This window comes from Veillonella parvula (genome assembly GCF_945949885.1).
Classification (GTDB): Bacteria; Bacillota; Negativicutes; order Veillonellales; family Veillonellaceae; genus Veillonella; species Veillonella parvula_B.
On sequence record NZ_CAMFFZ010000012.1, the window covers coordinates 38,763 to 57,832 of the forward strand.

A 19,070-nucleotide genomic window follows, 5' to 3' on the forward strand; every position below is an offset into this window, starting at 1 on the left:
ATGTACATTGCTAGTTCTCATATAACTCTATTATGTTGTATTTAGTTTATGAACCATAACTAAAGACAATAACAATTCATAAAGACCTAAAAGCCAATTGATATTACAAAACGTTTACCGCATCATATTTAGGTTGTACAATCCATTCCCCTTTAGAATTCATAATACCCCATTTACCTTTAGATTTAACAGAGCTAAAACCATGGTTGAAGGATTTAGCATCTTCAATAAGTTTGTTTGTATCTCTAAATAATACATGACCGTCATTATCGATGATCGTATAGCCCTCTTTACCAGTATGAACCCACGTTACAGTATCGTTGTTGAACGGTTCAATAGTTGCTTCTGTTTGAGCAGAATACATAGATTTACCATTACTCATATCAATAAGATTTTTAACATGATCTTTCACGACTACTAAACGATCTGTACCTGCAAAGGAAATAGAATCATATTTAAAGGACACTACTTGTTTACCTGTAGATACATCAAAAATGCCCCATTTTTCAGTCTTATTATCTTTTAACGCTAATAGACCATTCAATTTATCCATTTCACCTGCATCATAATCGCCAGGTTGAATAACAACTTCACCTTTACGGTTCACGAAATATAAATTACCAGCATCTTTGATTACTGTGCCATAAGCTGTGATAGGCCATACTTTATCTTTTTTGCTATCGATAACAATGTTGCCAGAGCGATCGATATAGCCGCGTTTTGCACCATCATAAGCAAAACCACCTACGTGGTAATGTTGACCACCTAAAAGTGCACCACCAAGGATACCTCCCACGATAAAGCCACCTACAAGACCACCTAAGTTAAACCCACTTACGGAGCGACGATATTCAGCAAGACCATTGCGGAATGCATATACCTCTTTAGAAGGAGCATTAAATAATTCTTTACCAGTACCATCAATAGCTACGATTTTACCTTTAGCATTCTTAACAAAAGCACGGTCTTCGCTAAAACCAGTCACAACTTGACGGAATTGTGGAGCAATCACTACTTTGTCGTCAGTAGTCTTAAAGCCGTATTTTCCTTTTTCTTTAAACTCTACATAGGAATCGCTTGGATACTCTTGAGTTGCTTCTTGTTTAACACGTTCTTTTAAAGCTTCCTCTTCAGAGATTTCCACACCCTTAGGTGTAACCCAAGTTTCTGTTTTCTTATCTACTTGAGCTAACACATTGCCTGTTTTATAATCAACATCTTTAATTTCTTTGTACTTAGGTTCAATAGCAACAGTACCATCTGGACGAATAATACCCCATTTACCACCTTGTTTCATAGATGCTAATACACCATGCTCAAGCACTTCGTCATTTTTGAAAGTAGTACCTTTACCAGATTTCAAAGATTTTGGTGCATCACGATAAGGGTTTAATGCACTTGATACATCAGCCGCGATATAACCAGAAAGTGCACTACGTTCTTCAAGTTTTTGAGGAGTCATTACGCCTACACTAGCTTTAGTGCTTTTAGTGGAGCTAGAGCTTTCTGTGCGCACAGTAGAAGTTGATGTAGTTGTTGTATGTTGCTCACGAGTAACACGTGTACTAGTAGATGTTGGTGTATCGTGGTTTGTTACCGTTGTACTACTAGTAGATGTTGTAGTAGATGCCGCAAAAGTTGCTGTAGACATAGCCGCTAACACACATGCGACTAATACAGATTTCTTGTTAATATTCATAAACCTCTCCTTTTATAGAATAAGCTATAACCATACAGTCATTAACATACATACATAGTTCTTAATATATACTGTTATAACTAAACACACAGTTTTACAGTAAAAAAGTTCACACATAAATAATGTATAAAATTTAATAATTCAAATTATACTATATGGACCTTCATAAATACAACGAATTATGAAAAATTCTTCATTTATATTTTATTTGTTATAATAATACGTATGAAAGCAGCAACGATAATCGATTTGATTGTAAACTCTAATGTACATACACAATCTATAAATCATGTTATAAAACAACAGCATATTTCCCAGCGCATGAGACGCCGTTTACGAAATGAAGGCATCATAACAGTTAATGGTAAATTTGCTACCTGGAATACGCTCATTCACGGTAGCGATCATCTCGTTATGAAGTTAACTCCAGAGCAAGAGTTTAGCCTAAGCCCTATGAGTTTAGATATCATATATGAGGACGAATATATTTTAGTCATTAATAAGGCGGCTGGTATTCTTATGCACCCTACTTCTATCGTCCGAGATCATACGCTGGCAAATGGTGTACTTCATTACTACCAAGAAACAAATCAGCATTATGATTTCCATCCTGTACACCGATTAGATAAGGATACCTCAGGTATTGTCATCATTGCTAAAACATCGGTGGTCCAACATGCTTTTGATAAAAAACACACCCATTTTTACAAAAGCTACGACGCCATTGTAGAGGGACATCTCCCTGCTGTGCCTATAAGCATTAACTGGCCTATAGGTCGTAAACCAGGCAGTATCATTGAGCGCTGTTGTACATTCCAAGGAAAGCCAGCTCGCACGGATATAACTATTATTAGTAAAAATACAAACAAAATCAGTAGTGGTAAGATTAATTCTGATGATGTAATTACGATGAATAATAATAGTAATGTATGTTCAACTGACAGCTCGCTTACATCTTATAATCAGTTTACCCATGTACGGTGCTTATTGCACACAGGACGCACCCATCAGATTCGAGTTCATTTATCTCAACTAGGGTATCCACTAGCTGGTGATGACTTATACGGTGGTCATCTAGAATCTATCCAACGCCAAGCACTGCATGCAGCGCGCGTAAGCTTTTACCATCCCGTAACAAATGAATGGCTCGAACTGCATGCAGAAATGCCAGAGGATATGAAAGTATTGCTAAACGATTGAGCTGATATAATACCCTAAATAAATGCTCCTACACAGAAATAACCCACATGGGTCACATAACAAGACGAATTTTATGCATAAGTTATACAAAAAATATTGGCCCTTTATAGTGTTTCTTGATATACTTAACTTAACTTAACTTGAATTGATATATGATTGCAATAACACTAGTTTTTTTATCTAGCTCATATGCGCTAGAAATACTAGCAGTCACAGTATTAATAACATGATATGACAGGCTCTAGAGCCAAGGAGGACAACATGCCATTAGTTACTACTACAGAAATGTTCAAAAAAGCCTATGAAGGCGGCTATGCTGTTGGCGCTTTCAATGTAAACAACATGGAAATCGTACAAGGTATCGTAGATGCAGCGAAAGAGGAACAATCCCCTCTTATCTTGCAAGTATCTGCAGGTGCTCGTAAATATGCTAAACATATTTACCTTGTTAAACTCGTAGAAGCAGCTCTTGAAGACAGCAACTTACCGATCGCTCTTCACCTTGATCACGGCGATTCCTTTGAAATCTGTAAAGACTGTGTAGATGGTGGTTTCACATCCGTTATGATCGACGCATCTCACTATGATTTCGATGAAAACGTAAAAATCACTAAACAAGTTGTTGAATATGCTCACGCTCATGGCGTTGTAGTAGAAGCAGAATTAGGCCGTTTGGCTGGTGTTGAAGATGATGTAAACGTATCAGATGCAGATGCTCGCTTTACAGACCCAGAACAAGCTGCTGAATTCGTACACCTAACTGGCGTAGACTCCTTAGCAATCGCTATTGGTACTAGCCATGGTGCTTACAAATTCAAAGGAGACCCTTACCTCGACTTCAATCGTTTGAAAAAAGTTGGCGAATTATTGCCTAACTTCCCTATCGTATTGCATGGGGCATCCTCCGTATTACCTGAATTCGTAGCAAAATGTAATGAATTCGGTGGCAACATTCCTGGTGCACAAGGCGTACCTGAAGAAATGCTTCGCCAAGCAGCTCAAATGGCAGTTTGCAAAATCAACATCGATACAGACCTTCGCCTTGCTATGACTGCATCTGTACGTGAATACTTGGCTCAAAATCCATCCGAATTTGACCCTCGTAAATACTTAGGACCTGCTCGTGATGCTATTAAAGGCATGGTAGCTCACAAAATAAAAAATGTTTTAGGTTCTTCCAACAAACTATAATCAATGGCTAGTGGATTTTTAAAAGGAACCTTAATTTTAACCATTGCCGGTTTCGTAGTGAAAGCCATCGGTAGTATCAACTGGATTCTTCTATCCCGCATCTTGGGCGGTGAAGGGATCGGCATCTACCAGATGGCCTTTCCTATCTATTTGTTACTATTGCAAATTTCGAGCGCAGGTGTGCCGATTGCCATCTCTATTTTGACGGCAGAACGATTAGCCTTACACGACTTTAGTGGTGCTAAGAGAGTATTCAATATTTCTTTTACAATGTTGACTATTACAGGTTTTATCGCCAGTCTTGCCATGTACTTTGGTGCAGATTGGTTAATCTCTAGTGGTCTCATTGCTGAAAGCCGTGCCTACTACTCTATTATCGCGCTCGCTCCGGCAGTATTCTTTGTAACATGGATTTCCTGTTTCCGCGGGTATATCCAAGGCTATGAAATGATGACGCCTACGGCGATTAGCCAAATTGTAGAACAATTGCTACGGGTTATCGTTATGCTTGGTGCTGCTGCTATTTTATTACCTTACGGCTTACCGGCCGCGGCAGGTGGCGCTAGCTTAGGTGCTGGTGTAGGTGCTTTTGGGGCCTTCCTGGTGCTGTTGTATTACTACTACAAATTACCTAAGGCAAGTAGTTCTGGTGAAAGCTACGATGGTCCCCGTGAATCAGCTAAAGAAATTTTGTCACGACTCTTAACATTATCCATACCAATTTCCTTAGCAAGTATCATGTTACCGTTGACGGCGAATCTAGACTTACTTATCGTACCACGTCGCTTATTAGATGCTGGGTTCCCAATGAACGAAGTAACAGAACTGTTCGGTTACCTTACTGGGATGGCGGTACCGCTCATCAACTTGGCTACCATCATTACCGCAGCCCTTGCGACAAGCATTGTACCAGCTATCTCTCATGCCTTTGCAAAACGCGATCATCAAGGTATATATGATCGCACTGCTGGCTCTATGCGTTTAACATTTATGGCAACCGTACCATTTACAGTGCTATTATATGTACTTGCTGCCCCAACTGTTACACTGATTTACAATGCGCCTAAGGCAGAACTAGCAACGCAAATCACGGCGTTCTCTATATTCTTCCTAGGTGTACATCAAGTAACAACAGGTATTCTACAAGGTCTCAATAGACCACGTATTCCAGTCATAAATATGGGGATTTCCCTCATAATCAAGGTCATCCTTAACTGGACACTGACTGCTATTCCTTGGCTGGGCATCGGCGGTGCCGCTTGGGCAACCGTTGCTGATATTGGCTTTGCCGCATTACTTAACTTGATTTATATCAAAAAATACACAGGCTACTTCCTAGATATTTCCCTTCTTTGGAAAAACGTGGTCAGTGCCGGTGTTATGGGTATACTTATTTTCATAAGTTACCATTACTTAATAGACATCCTACCAATGTGGGCTAACTTTATACTCACAGGTATTGAAGGATTACTACTATACGTAATTATCATGGTTCTTTTAAAAGGCCTTAATAAAAACGATGGTGCTAGCATGCCACTCGTTGGTAGATTCTTTAGATAAGCTGTATATACTTACATAAAAATAGGTTCCTAATAGTCACCTATATGACCATTAGGAACCTATTTTTTATTTACTTATTTTAATCTTCTCCTTATTTTAAGCCTGTATACCTATCATTGTTAAAATTTCCATTATGATTGGAATTACTACAACAAATAGTATGGTACTAATCATTACAAGACCTGTAGCAAATGGCAAATCAGCTTTTGATTCATTAGCTACAATTGGTAATACAGCAATGACTGGTCCTGCTGATTGTACAACAAAGGTGATGATTGCGATCGGCTCCAATACAATGCCTGCTCCATATTGTAAGACCGTAATCAAACAGAACATGATAATCGGGGAAATGACAAATCGTCCTACAATCCCACCGATGGAGTCTTTATTTAAACGCATGCTTTTTAAGCCCGCATCATGAAGTACAATACCTATATAAATCAAGGATAATGGGGTTACCATGTCACCTAAGTAATTCAAGGTAGTATGCAAAATTGGAAGTAAAGGAATTTCAAAAAACAAGAAGATTAAGGCCACAAAAAAACCTATCAATGGTGGTGGTAATAACTTCTTCCAATCAAATTTAGGTTTCTTGCTTTTACCTTCAGTAGATTCTGAACTATTATTTATACTATCAATCTTATAGGAGCCATTATTAAAATCTACTTCAGAATTTGGCAGTGGATCTAGTTCTATAAGGAATACTCCCACCATCCATACGGAAATAGTGTTACCGATGTAATATAACAGGAAATACGGCAGCGCATCTTGACCAAAGAGTGCAATTTGCACTGGTAACCCAATAAACAAGCAGTTATCATTTACTACCATATTGATAAAAATACCACGTCGTCCTTTAGGAACTTTCAACATTTTCATCATAATAAACGCTACGATATATGCGATAACATATGTTAGCACAACCACTAACATGCCATATCGTAAATTCCATATATCAGAAGTATGTAGGTGATGTAATACAGATACAAATACTCCCGCTGGTAATGCAACCGACATGATAAATCGCGATAAATTACCGCTAAAGGTAGGATTAAACATGCCCCGCCCTTTTAATATATATCCTAACAAAATAAGTAGCACAATAGGTATGATACTTTGTAAAGATGTTAGAAAAACCATAGTAACCCTCCCTCACAGTTCATTCGTAGTTTATCATATCATGTTTCGCAATAAACAGATACAACTATATCTGGAAAGAAAATATAGTAAAATGTATCAACTTTAACATATTTTCTCTATTATAATTATAAGTCTTATAATTATATCTATTAGTAGTGTTTTTATCCATAAAATCTGATACACTAACATAAGGTTGTACAGATTTTTACACATATGAGGTGATATTATGATGAAACCATTCATTGGCATATCTGGCAATATCTTACGAGATAATGGTGGTCCTTACGTAGATTTATTGCGCTCCTACGTAAACCAAGACTATCCTCGTTCTATTGAGGAGACTGGTGGCATTCCTGTTATAATTCCATTTACCCAAAATCTTGATGTAGCTCGCGAAACGGTAGCAAAACTTGACGGCTTACTATTATCCGGCGGTCATGATGTATACCCTCTCCACTATGGAGAAGAACCTTTGCAAGGTCTTGGCGATGTATTTCCGGAGCGAGATCAATTCGACTTTGCTTTAATCAAAGCAGCAGAAGAAAAACAAATTCCTATCTTTTGCATCTGTCGTGGCTTACAAATCTTAAATGTATATCGTGGCGGCTCTTTATTCCAAGACTTAAAATATGATCAAAACTGTACAATAAAACACTCTCAGAATCAAACACCTTCTCTTGGTACCCATACTGTAGAGATTAAGACCAACTCAAAACTAGCTAGTGCTATAGGTTACAATACTTGGATTACGAACTCCCATCATCACCAAACAGTTAAAAATGTCGGTAAAGGATTACAAGTTGTAGCAAGAGCTAAGGATGGTACTGTAGAAGGTTTAGAGGATCCATCTTATCCTTGGTTAGTAGCCTGTCAGTTCCACCCAGAAATGATGTCTACAAATGACGAAAATGCAAAACGTTTATTTACTGCATTCGTAAAAGCAGTTCGAGAAAATATAACTAAATAGTAGGAAGATTATATCATAAAAGAAACAGGAAAATTTGGCTTTTGGAGTATTGTACTCCTAGGCATCAATGGTATTGTAGGAACAGGTATTTTCCTACTACCAAACAAAGCATATTCTATAATTGGTTCCGCTAGCTTAGGCGTCCTGTTATTTGACGCCGTTATCGCAGGTTGTATCGCCCTTTGCTTTGCAGAGGCAGCCAGCCTATTTACACGTAATGGAGGTCCTTATCTATATGCAAAACATGCATTAGGTGATTTTTGGGCCTTTGAAGTGGGCGTTTTAAAATGGATCGTAACCGTTATTGCCTGGGCGGCTATGGCCGTTGGCTTTGCTACAGCATTAGGTGCTGCAGTACCAGCTTTAAGTGGTGATTTTGCAAAGGACGTCATTTCATTTATCTTAATTGTAGGCCTTACGGTTGTAAATATATTTGGTGTTAACGTATCCAAATTCGTTAATAACTTAATCACTATTTCTAAGCTAGTCCCTCTTGCCCTATTTATTGCAATCGGTATTTTCTTTATAAATGGAGCTAACTTTACACCAGTCTTCCCTCAAGACATCTATGTAGATGGATCATTTGCTCAAGCTGCAGTTCTTCTATTCTTTGCCTATACAGGGTTTGAAGTTATTGCCATTGCTGCAGAGGATATGAAAAATCCTAAAAAGAACTTACCACGTGCTATTATCATGTGTATGCTTCTCGTATCTGTCCTATATATGGCAATCCTCGCCGTATCTATTGGCGTACTCGGTACTGCCTTGGCAAATACCAAGGCTCCAGTACAAGATGCATTCAACGTAATTGTTGGACCTATTGGTATGTATATCGTATTAATAGGCACCTTAATCTCTATGGGCGGTATCAACTTTGCTGAAGCTTACTATGCGCCTCGTGTGGCAACATCCATGGCGGAAGATGGTATGCTACCAAGTGCTTTAGCAAAACGCAATCGTTACAATGCACCATATGTAGCAGCTATCGTTACTGCCATTGCCAGTGTATTACTTGCCTGGTCCGGTTCCTTTACAACACTAGCAGCAATCAGCGCGGTATCTCGTTTTACACAATACCTACCAACGTGTTTGGCTGTTATTATCTTCCGTCGTAAATGGGCAGACAAAGCTCGTTCCTACACAATCCCTGGTGGCTACTTAATCCCAGTCATCGCTATCGGCACATCCCTATGGATGCTTGCCCAAGCTCAAACTAACCAATTATTATGGGGTCTAGGCGGCTGTATCATAATCTTGCCATTCTACTACTCCTACTGGAAAAAGAAAAAAGCTGGTCTCATTAAAGACCATGACGAAATGTAAATAATACAAAAAACTACCAGTTATTCATAATATCTAGTGGCTTATCCTTCCATAGTAGAAGATCTGTTTAAAAGATATATGTTTAACTGGTAGTTTTTATTTTATCTATTAATCCTAATTAAATTAGATATATCAAATGAATAGTATCGACTAATATAAATCCTCTTCAATAATAGTTTCCTTCGTTAAGTCCTCTTCTATATAACCAATCTCATCAGTCGCTTCATCTTCATCGCGTATATCGATATAGATACTGATAAGTGCTAGTGCACCTTCTTCATTAAGTGTAGCAATAGCACTCATAGGACCATAAGTCAAAATAAGACCATCTTCCTCATCGCGAATGATATGAGGCACCACATCAAAGTGTTGATTCATTAACTGATCAAAATAGTCCTCTACATCAAGGCCACTTTCAAGTGTAATCGATTCAGAATCGCCCTTTTGGAATACAACGCGCGTATCTTTATCGATATATTGATAGAAATCATCAATATCGACATTTGCCGTTTCTAACCACATACTAAGGGCTGTAATCCAGTCTTTCACAGTTGTAGGCGCTGAAATAAAAGCATACTCACTTTCATCGTCGCCAAAAAAGCGGAGATCATCATACTCAATGCTATAATTTTCTTGGCTTGAAACGATACGATCTACAAGGCCTTCATCATTTACGTCTACAAAAATCATATACACATAGTTATCTCCGCTTTCATAAGAAACAGTCAACCCATGACGCCCCTCATAAAATAGCGCGTCCCCCTCGTACACATCCGTAATATGCATGACCTTGCAGGTAACAGGCACATTATCAGCCTTAATAGACTCAGCCATAGAGGACAAAAACTCAACAGTTTCATTGCGGTTTCGTCCAATGATGCCCCGGCCTGTAGACAGGTACTCGCAATCTTCAGTTAAAATATGTTCAATACCGTGAATATCTGCAGATTCGAGAATAGATTTTATCAATAAAAGAGCTTGTATTTCAGTCATACTACGCCTCCTATACACTGTACTTATTACTTCTATTATTGTAACACAATTATAATAACTAATAGGTCTATTCTCTTGATTTTCTACATATTTATCATATACTTAAAAAGTACATATTGATTTAATATCGGAGGCCTCTATGAAATATACTACCATCGTTTTTGATTGCGACGGCACATTACTCAATACAGCTACAGATTTAGCTAACGCCGTAAATCATGTTCTACGTACACATAACTTCCCTGAAAAATCTCTAGCAGAGGTAAAAGCAGCTCTGGGTAATGCAGTAACATATTTAATGCGTCAGTGTCTCCCAAGTACAGTAGCTGATCATAAATTAGAGCCATACATTGAGGAATTCAAAGCTTACTATGGTAAGCATTTAAAAGACACAACAGCGCCCTACCCAGGCATCCTAGATATGCTTGATGTATTGCGTGAACAAGGTTATAAATTAGCTATCGTATCCAACAAAATCCAAGAAGGTGTAACACCACTCAATAAAGAGTACTTTGGCGACCGCTTACCTGTTGCCATTGGTGAAAGACCAGGATTACAACGTAAACCAGCACCAGATATGGTACTCCAAGCCTTAAAAGAACTAGGCTCTAAACCAGAAGAATCTATTTATGTAGGTGACTCTGAAGTTGACGTAGCTACTGCAGAAAACTCCGGCCTACTTTGTATTGGTGTTACATGGGGCTTTAGAGCGGAATCTCTCCATCAAGAACTAGGCGTAACACATATTGCCCGAAAAGCAGATGATATTCTAAGCATTATTGAAACCTTAAATAAATAATATATGCACCGTTTCATGGAATTTATAATAAGATTAGTCATATTCAAGGCACTACTCATATATTGAATATAGTCATTGATATATTCTAAATTCTTGTCAATAATCTATAGCAAATTCATATAAATAAGAGATTTATAAATTAAAATCGTGCAAAAATAGGAGTTAAAATCTTAAACTTCTCATTTTGTACGGTTTTTCTTTTATTTGCTCAATTTTATTTCATTTTTCACATTATACTTTTTACGCATAGCTACTATTCCAAATCTATTGCCTTAAAAATGTGATATATGTTACATTTATGGGGCAGTGCTTTCACATAGATACGCCGTCAATTCAATAGCTAGTGTATTGAACAGGAGATGACCGCATAATATCATGTGAATATTTTACTGTATGGTTGTAGTTAGTTGACAGAGAAATGAGGAACAAATGGAAAAGGAAGTAAGAAAAGTTGAAATGAGTGAAAATGTAGCAGATCCAACAGGTCTTGGTCTACTAGGTTTAGCTATTGTATGTTTTGTGGTATCCACGTCCCGCGTAGGCTGGTCTGGTCCAACAACATCCGTTATTATACCTTGGGCTGTTTTATTAGGTTCTTTGGCCCAATTAATGGCAAGTTATTTTGATTTCAAGAAAAACAATCCTTTCGGCTCCGTTGTATTCGGTGCATACGGTTTATTCTGGTCTGCAATGGCTGGAGTTTGGTTGATCCAAATGGGCTCCTTCGGTCCTGAAATTCAAAAAGGTTTCGATGTAACACAATTAGCATTCGCTTTTGTGGGCTTTTTAATCTTCTCTATCTTTGGTACTATTGCAGCTTTAAAAACAAATAAAGTTGTATTCGCTATTATGCTACTAATCTGTTTCCTATTCTTTGGTCTAGCAACAGACCTATTCTTAGGCGGCAAAACAGGTTTCTTCGCTCTTGCAGCATGGTCTGAACTATTCATCTCCCTATTGGGATTCTACGGTTCCGGTGCCGTACTTGTTAACAAAGTTTTCGGCAAAACTATATTCCCTATGGGTAAAAGTATTCTATAATAATTTACTAACTATATAAATTACTTGCACAACAAAAGAGGTTCCCTATGGTCACTAGCTGACTAAGGGGACCCTCTTTTCTATTTACTTTCACTATGCCTATTTATCTAAATATTATACATTCACTAATATTGTTGTCTGCCCGAATATAAAAATCTGAAGCAATATGGTTTATTTATAACTGAACTGCGCATCCATAATCATTTGGCGCAACTGCTCAATGCGAACACCTTCAGGTAGCTTATCTCTATAAAATTGCAAATTATAATAATAACGAGTTCCTTCATAATCGGTCATTAATACCATATCTGTACGATACTCCAACGGCCACCCATACATAAATTCAGCTAGTAAACTACGCACACCATCATTGTTGACCTCTATTACATTATGCTTAATAGGCAATACCATCTTTACGGTAGGTTCAGGAACCGTTCTATCTTTAACAATTTTTTCAATCTCATTATCTAAGGTCGCACTTGTATCATCAATAGATCTAGCCTTCACATGCATAAAAACACCATCGGAGGTTCTAAACACCCTACCGTCGATATCCTTTGTTTCACCTTTTGTTTCTACTGCTTCTTTTAGTACTCGGAATTGATACGGTCCATAAAACTTGGTATCTGTAATTGCATCTAACGCCTCATCATATTGACCATTTTGTACATTCGTAACATGTATAAGAGGCTTGATATCCATTGCTTGTGAAAGCATCGGTACTGCTAAACACAAGCCTAGACTAAGTAGTGTAATACAACGCTTCATACATACATCCCCCATTAAACACTAATATTAACTGTATTGTAACATAGTTAATTCATTTTTATGAAAATAATTACAAAATGAAAGAGGTTCCTATTGGTCAACTAGGTGACTATTAGGAACCTCTAATCTCAACTGTAAAGTCAGACCGTTTCTTCAATTTTAAAAACTAGAAGCGAAGCCTGGCGACCAAACCATTTATCCCTCACTTTGATATAAATTATATCATATCTAAATAGGGAAAAAAGTCATATGATTCCTTTCCCTATTTTTATTGTACGCCATTTAAACAAATTTCAATTTATTGACTTGAGAATGATATAAAGAAAATCTATTTATAGTATCCATATTAGGTATAGGAACTATCGACTCAGTTGCGCTCCTATCCTGTACGCAGCTTCCAAATCCTTTGGAAACTGCTCTTCATGCGCAACCTTCTTTAGATTTTCGTCAAAGCTTCCCATATTAAATTTAGAATAATCTGCTACCTGCAGAGTGTTATAACATGGATACAGCGTAACTTCCCCGTTTAACATCTCCAACTCTTTGGCATACTCCTCAAATTTTTCTTTATATAATTTATCATAGAATTCTTTCGGCGCATTCATGCTGACAAACATAGCTACGTTTATTCTGCCTTTAAAATAATTACTGTAATCATCATAGGAGAGCGCTGAAAAATGCAGTCTTTCCATAAATGCAAAATACTGGCTTGTTGGTCTTCCTAGATAAATAGCAGTACCTATTAATAGCGTATCTGCTGAAAATACTTTATCAATAATTGGTGATAGGTCGTCCTTCCAATAACAATGACATCTTTCTACATCCTTGCGTTTACAAAGCATACAACTTCTACAACCCGTAAAGCTCAAATCATATAAATCTATATACTCTACGTCTGCACCAGTCGATAAAGCACCCTCGGCAGCTGATTTTAATAGCTTGGCGGTATTCCAATTTTTTCTTGGACTCGCATTTAATATAATTGTTTTCATAGAGAACATCCCTCCACAACTTCAAATTTATCTATATTGCCTTAATCCTACCACTTATTAGTTCAATAAATGATATCACTATTGCTTCCATCATAGGAATTACATAAGGATTAAACAGGAAGGCAATAACCAATCCAGATATACCTATTTCGATTTCTCCTTAAACGAAAGAAGCTAATACTTCAAACATACAAAGTGTTATCGTTAATGATTTCTTTTGGCATACTTGTGGCGACCATTATTATGGCAGCTAAATGAATTGCCATCTAGCTAAAGCTAGCTTTTCACGGCATTAGGACATAAAAAACAGCCTGACGGTGAAGTCAGACCGTTGCTTAAATTAAATCAATATAGAAGCGAAGTCTGGCGTCCAAACCATTTATCCCTCACTTTGATATAAATTATATCATATATAAACAAGGAAGGAAATTTAAGGATTTCTTTCCTTCTTTCATTTATAGATTTTCATAGTGCATACGATAGTGACTTATATCATCGACAAGATTTCCTCTTAATTGCTATATTTGTAATATATTACTACTGGGCTGACGGATTCGTAGAATTGACTACATGCACAGTAGCGCACATCGTGTGATAGCCGACCGTCTGGGCAAGCTTTTGTTCAGGCGGTCTTTTTTTGTTCTCTCCCGAGAAATCATACTGTACAAATCTTTAATCATCTCACCTATATGAAAGGAGTTTTATTATGAGAAATCGTTGGCTTATTGCACTAGCAGCCATTGGTCTACACATATCCATTGGTAGCGTATACGCATGGAGCGTACTTACACGTCCAATCATGGCAGATATGGGGTTTACCTTATCACAAACAACATGGACATTCTCTTTAGCCATTTTAATGCTCGGACTATCTGCGGGTTTTCTTGGATCCTTTGCAGAAAAAATTGGTCCTAAGAAAAGTGGACTTATCGCTATGTTATTCTGGGTAACCGGATTATTCGGTACGGCCTATGCACTTAACATCCACAATCTTACTTTACTCTATCTCTTCTACGGCATCATCGGTGGTATTGGACTAGGTATTGGTTATATAACACCAGTTTCTACGCTCGTTAAATACTTTCCAAATCGCCCAGGATTTGCTACCGGTTTAGCTATTATGGGTTTTGGGTTTGCTTCACTCATTGCAGGGCCTCTTATGCAATACCTCGTAGCTCAGGTTGGATTGGTAAATAATTTCATTATCCTCGGCGTAATCTATCTCGTAATTATGGGCGCCTCTTCTCTCTATTTAAAAGCACCTCAACCAAAACATCCAACTCGACCTACGAAAGATAAATCCACCATGTACGTTCATAACCATGGCATGCTAGCCAATGATGCCATGAAAACTTGGCAATTCGGTGCCCTTTGGTGGGTATTCTTTATTAATATTACCTGTGGTATAGGCCTCCTATCCTTAGCGTCCCCTATGGCACAAGAAACCATTGGTATGACACCTGCAGCAGCTGCATCGCTAGTTGGTATCATCGGTATCTTCAATGGCGGGGGGCGTATTGCATGGTCTACTATTTCCGATTATCTTGGACGAGCACAAACTTACATACTATTCTTTATTATAGAAATCGCCGCATTCTATTTACTTGCCCAAACCAATAGCGCGCTAACATTTCAAATTTTAATCCTTCTCATTATCACTTGCTATGGCGGCGGATTCGCCTGTATGCCAGCATATCTTGCGGATCTCTACGGTATACGCCAACTTTCTACTATTCATGGCCGTATTCTAACTGCTTGGGGATTGGCGGGCATCGTTGGCCCTATGCTCGTATCATATTTTCACGAAGCAGGCTATGGCTACACTACTGCTTTAGTATGCTTTGCTCTCTTATTCGCATTAAATACAATTATTGCTATAGTCCTAAAATTATATGGTAAACGAGAGTTACACAACTCATGAATTTACTCAAAAATCCTCCAAAGTATGTACAGGTAGGTATTTTTGCGCGAATGCAAGATTTTTATTGAGTTCTGCCCATTTCACCGCATCGCCAATAACATAGATATATTCTTTTGCTCTTGTAAAGGCTACATTTACATTGTTAGCGTTAACCCATTTAATAGCCCCATTAGCAGCGCCATCGCTTTGACAGCCTAACATATAAATAACGACTTTAGCTTCTTTACCTTGGAAGGTATGAACCGTACCGATATTATCATCTAACCAATCTTTCTTATTATCTTCTTTAGTCCAGTTCACAATATCATTACTAAGGGATGCCATATACTTTTTAAAACCATATGCCACACTGGTAAATGGTGTAATGATAAAAATATCTTTAAATTTGGTATTTCTTGCTCGTAACTTTTGTATCAGTTCAAAAGCAATTTGGCCTTGTACTTGTATATATCTATCTTTACCCATAGTAGATTCAATATTACTTGCATCATAAGTTATCCAACAGCTCTCTTTGCATGGCTCAATAGGCTCTTTAGGATTGATAGTCTTATTAATCATAAAACCACCATAAGATAACTCATTAGCGACTGTAAACATTGGATCTTTACAGCGTCTATGAATAACAAGCGGGCAACCGACCCAAGATTCGGAACCATCAAGATTTTTGATAATGCCTGCAAACGGATTTTGTGCATCAGCTAAACTTTGTACAGATAACTCTTTACTCCGATATTTGCCAATACCTTCGCCACCAATTTTTTCGACAAATAAATCCTGCACAGTTTGTACCGGTTCAATCTGTTTAGGATCACCAACTACTATTGCCTTTTGCGCACGGAATAAGGCTCCTACAAGCATATGAGGTGACGCTTGTCCTGCCTCATCAATAATGATGGTACCTAACGAGTTTTTAGCTTTACAATTAATCAAAAACCTTTCCACAGCAGCAAAGGTGGAGGAAATAACAGGCACTGCAATCATCAAAGAATTAATTAGTGCAGGGAAAATAATATTAAGATCAAAGTTTTTCTGCAATTTTTTCCTATCACTTAATGATCCCCAATACTGACTAAGTAATTGCATGTTTTTTCTGAAAGCATCACTCATAACTACAGCTTTTTGTAATTGTAAGGCATCATATAACAAACGCTCTCTACATTCATTCAAATAATTACACACATATAAGAAAGCTGTGTGGGCCTGTGCACGCTCCTCATCAGATGACATTAACTTTGATTCTATATCATCAAAGCAATGTATAAAATCTTTATCACTAGTTTTTAATATACCTAGGATATCTTGCTGTGTATTTTCTGCTTTTTGAACAGTACTATCAAGTTCTTTAATATCAGATAATAGACCATCTTTCGTATTGATTATAGATTCACGCTCATTAACTAACTGATGTAATGTATCCAATTGACATTTAACCTTTTGAAGATTTGTAGTCTCCTCTTCAATAACTGATAACAATGCAGTATTACTCATGGCTTTTAAAATAGACCAGTTAGTAGCACTCCAAATCTTATCAATAATAGAACGTTTGCTGTTCAACTCTATTAATTTAGGCTCAATACTATTTTTACGCTCTATCAACTTCAACAAATTATCATCTAAATTATCATCTAAATCATCATACTTACTTAATTGTTCATTGATTACAAGAACTTCCTCTTTTAATTTATCGATTTTAAACTTTAATTCTTGAATCAAATGAATATTCTCTTCATATGCTGTTACATAAGTAAATAATGCTTTTACAAGATTATATTGAGCTTGAAACTGTTTTTTAGCGCTTTCAAAAGCATCTTGAGCACTAGGTATACGCATAATAAAGGACATATCTGAAGATAATACATCTAATACTGGCATAAATGTGTTTATATTAGACTTCTTACCAAGTCTCGCAGAAATTAGGCCCCATTGTTCATTACTCTCCGCTAAACGATCTGCTAAAAAGGTAAAATATACCTCATTAGATTTAACAAATTGATACTTCTTATCCTTAGCAAAATAAGATAAATCAACCTGTTGATCAGAGGAATCCGGATGAAATAATGTAGACCCATTAGTCCCCTTTTCCACAGAGGAAATATTTGGCAATTCTAATGTAATATTTTCAACGGCCTTATTATTTGATGAAAGCACCAGCATGCCATATGCTGCAATATCACTAGGTATATCATAGTAAAAAGAGGTTCCGTCCCTGCCCACAACCTTTTTGAAGATATCATTTACATGATTACTTTCACAAAACTTGGCAGCACGTTCAACAATATTACTAGCAATTATATCCTTCAATAACGTGGTTTTGCCTGTACCAGGAGGCCCATTAACAGAAAAGATGTCTTTAGGATTATCCTTAGCAATATTAACAGCAATTTGCTGCATAAAGGATAAATTAAACTTTGAAGGCCATCTACCATAAGGTAAAACCTTTGGATTATACCACTTACGCATTTGATCAGTATCTTTCAGCAAATCATAATGCTCAATATCCTGATTAAGACTATTGATATAAGATAATACCTTATCATTATCCTTTAATGTATCAATGTGCCGTAAGACCAACTGTAAATCATCAAGGAAAAAACTGGATTTTAAATCATTAATAGGCATTGTATCAGCTTTAACAAGCTGAATCTCCTCTTCCTTAAAACCGCAATAACCATAAATATCACCGGCACGAAACATGGTAACGCCCATAGACTCCAGGATATGCTCTTGTATATACACATTGATCACACGTGCAGCCTTATCAAGGGATACCTTTTCCTCAGGAAGATTAAAACCATCCTCGATTTCTTTAACAACCTCATTCCAGCCATCTAACTTAATATCTTTAAACTCCACATCAGGCTGAGACATCATTTGATGAATCACCCAAATAAAAGAAGCAATTTGCAGACTGCCCTCTTTATAGTATCCCTCTGCATCAACAACAAACGATGCACTATACACATTCCCTAAATATGGTTTTTCAGGATATTCAATTTCTAGTTTATCAATGAAGGCCTCTAATACTTCAGTCCCTTTAACTACACATAACAGAACAGCATGCTCATCATCTAAAACATAGTCCTTTTCATCCTTAAAATATTTAATCTCATCAATAATAGAGTAATTATAAGGATCATTTGGTAACGGTACTACATACGTAGAAACACGTGAATTTGTTCTTTTCCAATAAGGTTTTATTACAGACTGTTGATAAATAGTAATTGTATCATTTTTACTTTTAAATATGAGTTCTTTAATATACTTCTTAGGAATTGCTTTATACTTTGGAACTTCTTTCGGTTGTAAACACTCAAGTGAATACCAATACTTTATAATTTGCTTTGCAGTATCTTTCATCTATACCTACCCTCTCATTAGACTAATGAAAGTATTATATAGGTTGAATAAAGAGATTTCATGAAATCATAACCACCCGTAAAACGGGTGGTTTGCTCTGACCCTATAAGGGTCTTTCT

At 37.1% G+C, this 19,070-nt stretch carries 15 protein-coding genes; 8 read left to right on the forward strand and 7 right to left on the reverse strand.

Annotated elements, in window-relative coordinates; all coding sequences use genetic code 11:
- Positions 1 to 103: 103 nt before the first annotated feature.
- Positions 104 to 1,699, reverse strand: a complete 1,596-nt coding sequence (locus tag Q7O55_RS05205; protein ID WP_303928955.1) for a WG repeat-containing protein — start codon at positions 1,697 to 1,699, stop codon at positions 104 to 106.
- 225 nt (positions 1,700 to 1,924) lie between these two features.
- On the opposite strand from Q7O55_RS05205, the gene Q7O55_RS05210 reads away from it, so the two are divergent.
- The 3 genes from Q7O55_RS05210 (at position 1,925) to Q7O55_RS05220 (ending at position 5,650) form a co-directional block, all read left to right on the forward strand.
- The gene (locus Q7O55_RS05210; protein WP_303928957.1) at positions 1,925 to 2,899 is read left to right on the forward strand and encodes an RluA family pseudouridine synthase; all 975 of its coding nucleotides are present in this window, start codon (positions 1,925 to 1,927) and stop codon (positions 2,897 to 2,899) included.
- Between the two features lie 261 nt (positions 2,900 to 3,160).
- Positions 3,161 to 4,090, forward strand: a complete 930-nt coding sequence (gene fba / locus Q7O55_RS05215) for a class II fructose-1,6-bisphosphate aldolase (protein ID WP_303928959.1) — start codon at positions 3,161 to 3,163, stop codon at positions 4,088 to 4,090.
- A 3-nt stretch (positions 4,091 to 4,093) separates the two neighbouring features.
- Positions 4,094 to 5,650, forward strand: a complete 1,557-nt coding sequence (locus tag Q7O55_RS05220; protein ID WP_303928961.1) for a polysaccharide biosynthesis protein — start codon at positions 4,094 to 4,096, stop codon at positions 5,648 to 5,650.
- Positions 5,651 to 5,746: 96 nt separating this feature from the next.
- On the opposite strand, the gene Q7O55_RS05225 is transcribed toward Q7O55_RS05220, so the two are convergent.
- Positions 5,747 to 6,790, reverse strand: coding sequence for an AEC family transporter (locus Q7O55_RS05225; RefSeq protein ID WP_012864537.1), 1,044 nt, complete (start codon positions 6,788 to 6,790; stop codon positions 5,747 to 5,749).
- Positions 6,791 to 7,016: 226 nt separating this feature from the next.
- Here Q7O55_RS05225 and Q7O55_RS05230 point away from each other — a divergent pair, with 226 nt between their 5' ends.
- On the forward strand, positions 7,017 to 7,757 hold the full coding sequence (locus Q7O55_RS05230) for a gamma-glutamyl-gamma-aminobutyrate hydrolase family protein (RefSeq protein WP_303928963.1): 741 nt from the start codon (positions 7,017 to 7,019) through the stop codon (positions 7,755 to 7,757).
- A gap of 15 nt (positions 7,758 to 7,772) precedes the next feature.
- Positions 7,773 to 9,080, forward strand: coding sequence for an APC family permease (locus tag Q7O55_RS05235; protein WP_303928977.1), 1,308 nt, complete (start codon positions 7,773 to 7,775; stop codon positions 9,078 to 9,080).
- Between the two features lie 150 nt (positions 9,081 to 9,230).
- Here the strand turns inward: Q7O55_RS05235 and Q7O55_RS05240 are convergent, their stop codons facing one another.
- Positions 9,231 to 10,073, reverse strand: a complete 843-nt coding sequence (locus Q7O55_RS05240) for a hypothetical protein (RefSeq protein WP_303928964.1) — start codon at positions 10,071 to 10,073, stop codon at positions 9,231 to 9,233.
- A 139-nt stretch (positions 10,074 to 10,212) separates the two neighbouring features.
- Here Q7O55_RS05240 and Q7O55_RS05245 point away from each other — a divergent pair, with 139 nt between their 5' ends.
- Complete coding sequence (locus tag Q7O55_RS05245) at positions 10,213 to 10,872, forward strand: HAD family hydrolase (RefSeq protein WP_303928965.1); 660 nt, start codon at positions 10,213 to 10,215, stop codon at positions 10,870 to 10,872.
- A gap of 429 nt (positions 10,873 to 11,301) precedes the next feature.
- On the forward strand, positions 11,302 to 11,913 hold the full coding sequence (locus Q7O55_RS05250) for an acetate uptake transporter (protein WP_303928967.1): 612 nt from the start codon (positions 11,302 to 11,304) through the stop codon (positions 11,911 to 11,913).
- 171 nt (positions 11,914 to 12,084) lie between these two features.
- Here the strand turns inward: Q7O55_RS05250 and Q7O55_RS05255 are convergent, their stop codons facing one another.
- From Q7O55_RS05255 to Q7O55_RS09305, 3 genes are all read right to left on the reverse strand, one after another.
- On the reverse strand, positions 12,085 to 12,681 hold the full coding sequence (locus Q7O55_RS05255) for a hypothetical protein (protein WP_095066165.1): 597 nt from the start codon (positions 12,679 to 12,681) through the stop codon (positions 12,085 to 12,087).
- Between the two features lie 359 nt (positions 12,682 to 13,040).
- On the reverse strand, positions 13,041 to 13,673 hold the full coding sequence (locus Q7O55_RS05260; protein WP_303928969.1) for a flavodoxin family protein: 633 nt from the start codon (positions 13,671 to 13,673) through the stop codon (positions 13,041 to 13,043).
- Positions 13,674 to 13,704: 31 nt separating this feature from the next.
- Positions 13,705 to 13,827 carry a CD1845 family protein gene (locus Q7O55_RS09305; protein WP_369691709.1) on the reverse strand — a complete coding sequence of 41 codons (123 nt, stop codon included), beginning with the start codon at positions 13,825 to 13,827 and terminating at the stop codon, positions 13,705 to 13,707.
- Between the two features lie 552 nt (positions 13,828 to 14,379).
- On the opposite strand from Q7O55_RS09305, the gene Q7O55_RS05265 reads away from it, so the two are divergent.
- Positions 14,380 to 15,594, forward strand: coding sequence for an OFA family MFS transporter (locus tag Q7O55_RS05265; RefSeq protein ID WP_303928970.1), 1,215 nt, complete (start codon positions 14,380 to 14,382; stop codon positions 15,592 to 15,594).
- A gap of 6 nt (positions 15,595 to 15,600) precedes the next feature.
- Here the strand turns inward: Q7O55_RS05265 and Q7O55_RS05270 are convergent, their stop codons facing one another.
- Positions 15,601 to 18,951: an AAA domain-containing protein gene (locus Q7O55_RS05270; protein WP_303928972.1), complete on the reverse strand. Its 3,351-nt coding sequence runs from the start codon at positions 18,949 to 18,951 to the stop codon at positions 15,601 to 15,603.
- Between the last annotated feature and the right edge of the window lie 119 nt (positions 18,952 to 19,070).

Excerpts from the sequence above, each read along its gene's own strand:
- Q7O55_RS05205 (WP_303928955.1), bottom strand. The coding sequence starts at position 1,699 with ATGAATATTAACAAGAAATCTGTATTAGTCGCATGTGTGTTAGCGGCT.
- Q7O55_RS05210 (WP_303928957.1), top strand. The coding sequence starts at position 1,925 with ATGAAAGCAGCAACGATAATCGATTTGATTGTAAACTCTAATGTACAT.
- fba (WP_303928959.1), top strand. The coding sequence starts at position 3,161 with ATGCCATTAGTTACTACTACAGAAATGTTCAAAAAAGCCTATGAAGGC.
- Q7O55_RS05220 (WP_303928961.1), top strand. The coding sequence starts at position 4,094 with ATGGCTAGTGGATTTTTAAAAGGAACCTTAATTTTAACCATTGCCGGT.
- Q7O55_RS05225 (WP_012864537.1), bottom strand. The coding sequence starts at position 6,790 with ATGGTTTTTCTAACATCTTTACAAAGTATCATACCTATTGTGCTACTT.
- Q7O55_RS05230 (WP_303928963.1), top strand. The coding sequence starts at position 7,017 with ATGATGAAACCATTCATTGGCATATCTGGCAATATCTTACGAGATAAT.
- Q7O55_RS05240 (WP_303928964.1), bottom strand. The coding sequence starts at position 10,073 with ATGACTGAAATACAAGCTCTTTTATTGATAAAATCTATTCTCGAATCT.
- Q7O55_RS05245 (WP_303928965.1), top strand. The coding sequence starts at position 10,213 with ATGAAATATACTACCATCGTTTTTGATTGCGACGGCACATTACTCAAT.
- Q7O55_RS05250 (WP_303928967.1), top strand. The coding sequence starts at position 11,302 with ATGGAAAAGGAAGTAAGAAAAGTTGAAATGAGTGAAAATGTAGCAGAT.
- Q7O55_RS05255 (WP_095066165.1), bottom strand. The coding sequence starts at position 12,681 with ATGAAGCGTTGTATTACACTACTTAGTCTAGGCTTGTGTTTAGCAGTA.
- Q7O55_RS05260 (WP_303928969.1), bottom strand. The coding sequence starts at position 13,673 with ATGAAAACAATTATATTAAATGCGAGTCCAAGAAAAAATTGGAATACC.
- Q7O55_RS05265 (WP_303928970.1), top strand. The coding sequence starts at position 14,380 with ATGAGAAATCGTTGGCTTATTGCACTAGCAGCCATTGGTCTACACATA.
- Q7O55_RS05270 (WP_303928972.1), bottom strand. The coding sequence starts at position 18,951 with ATGAAAGATACTGCAAAGCAAATTATAAAGTATTGGTATTCACTTGAG.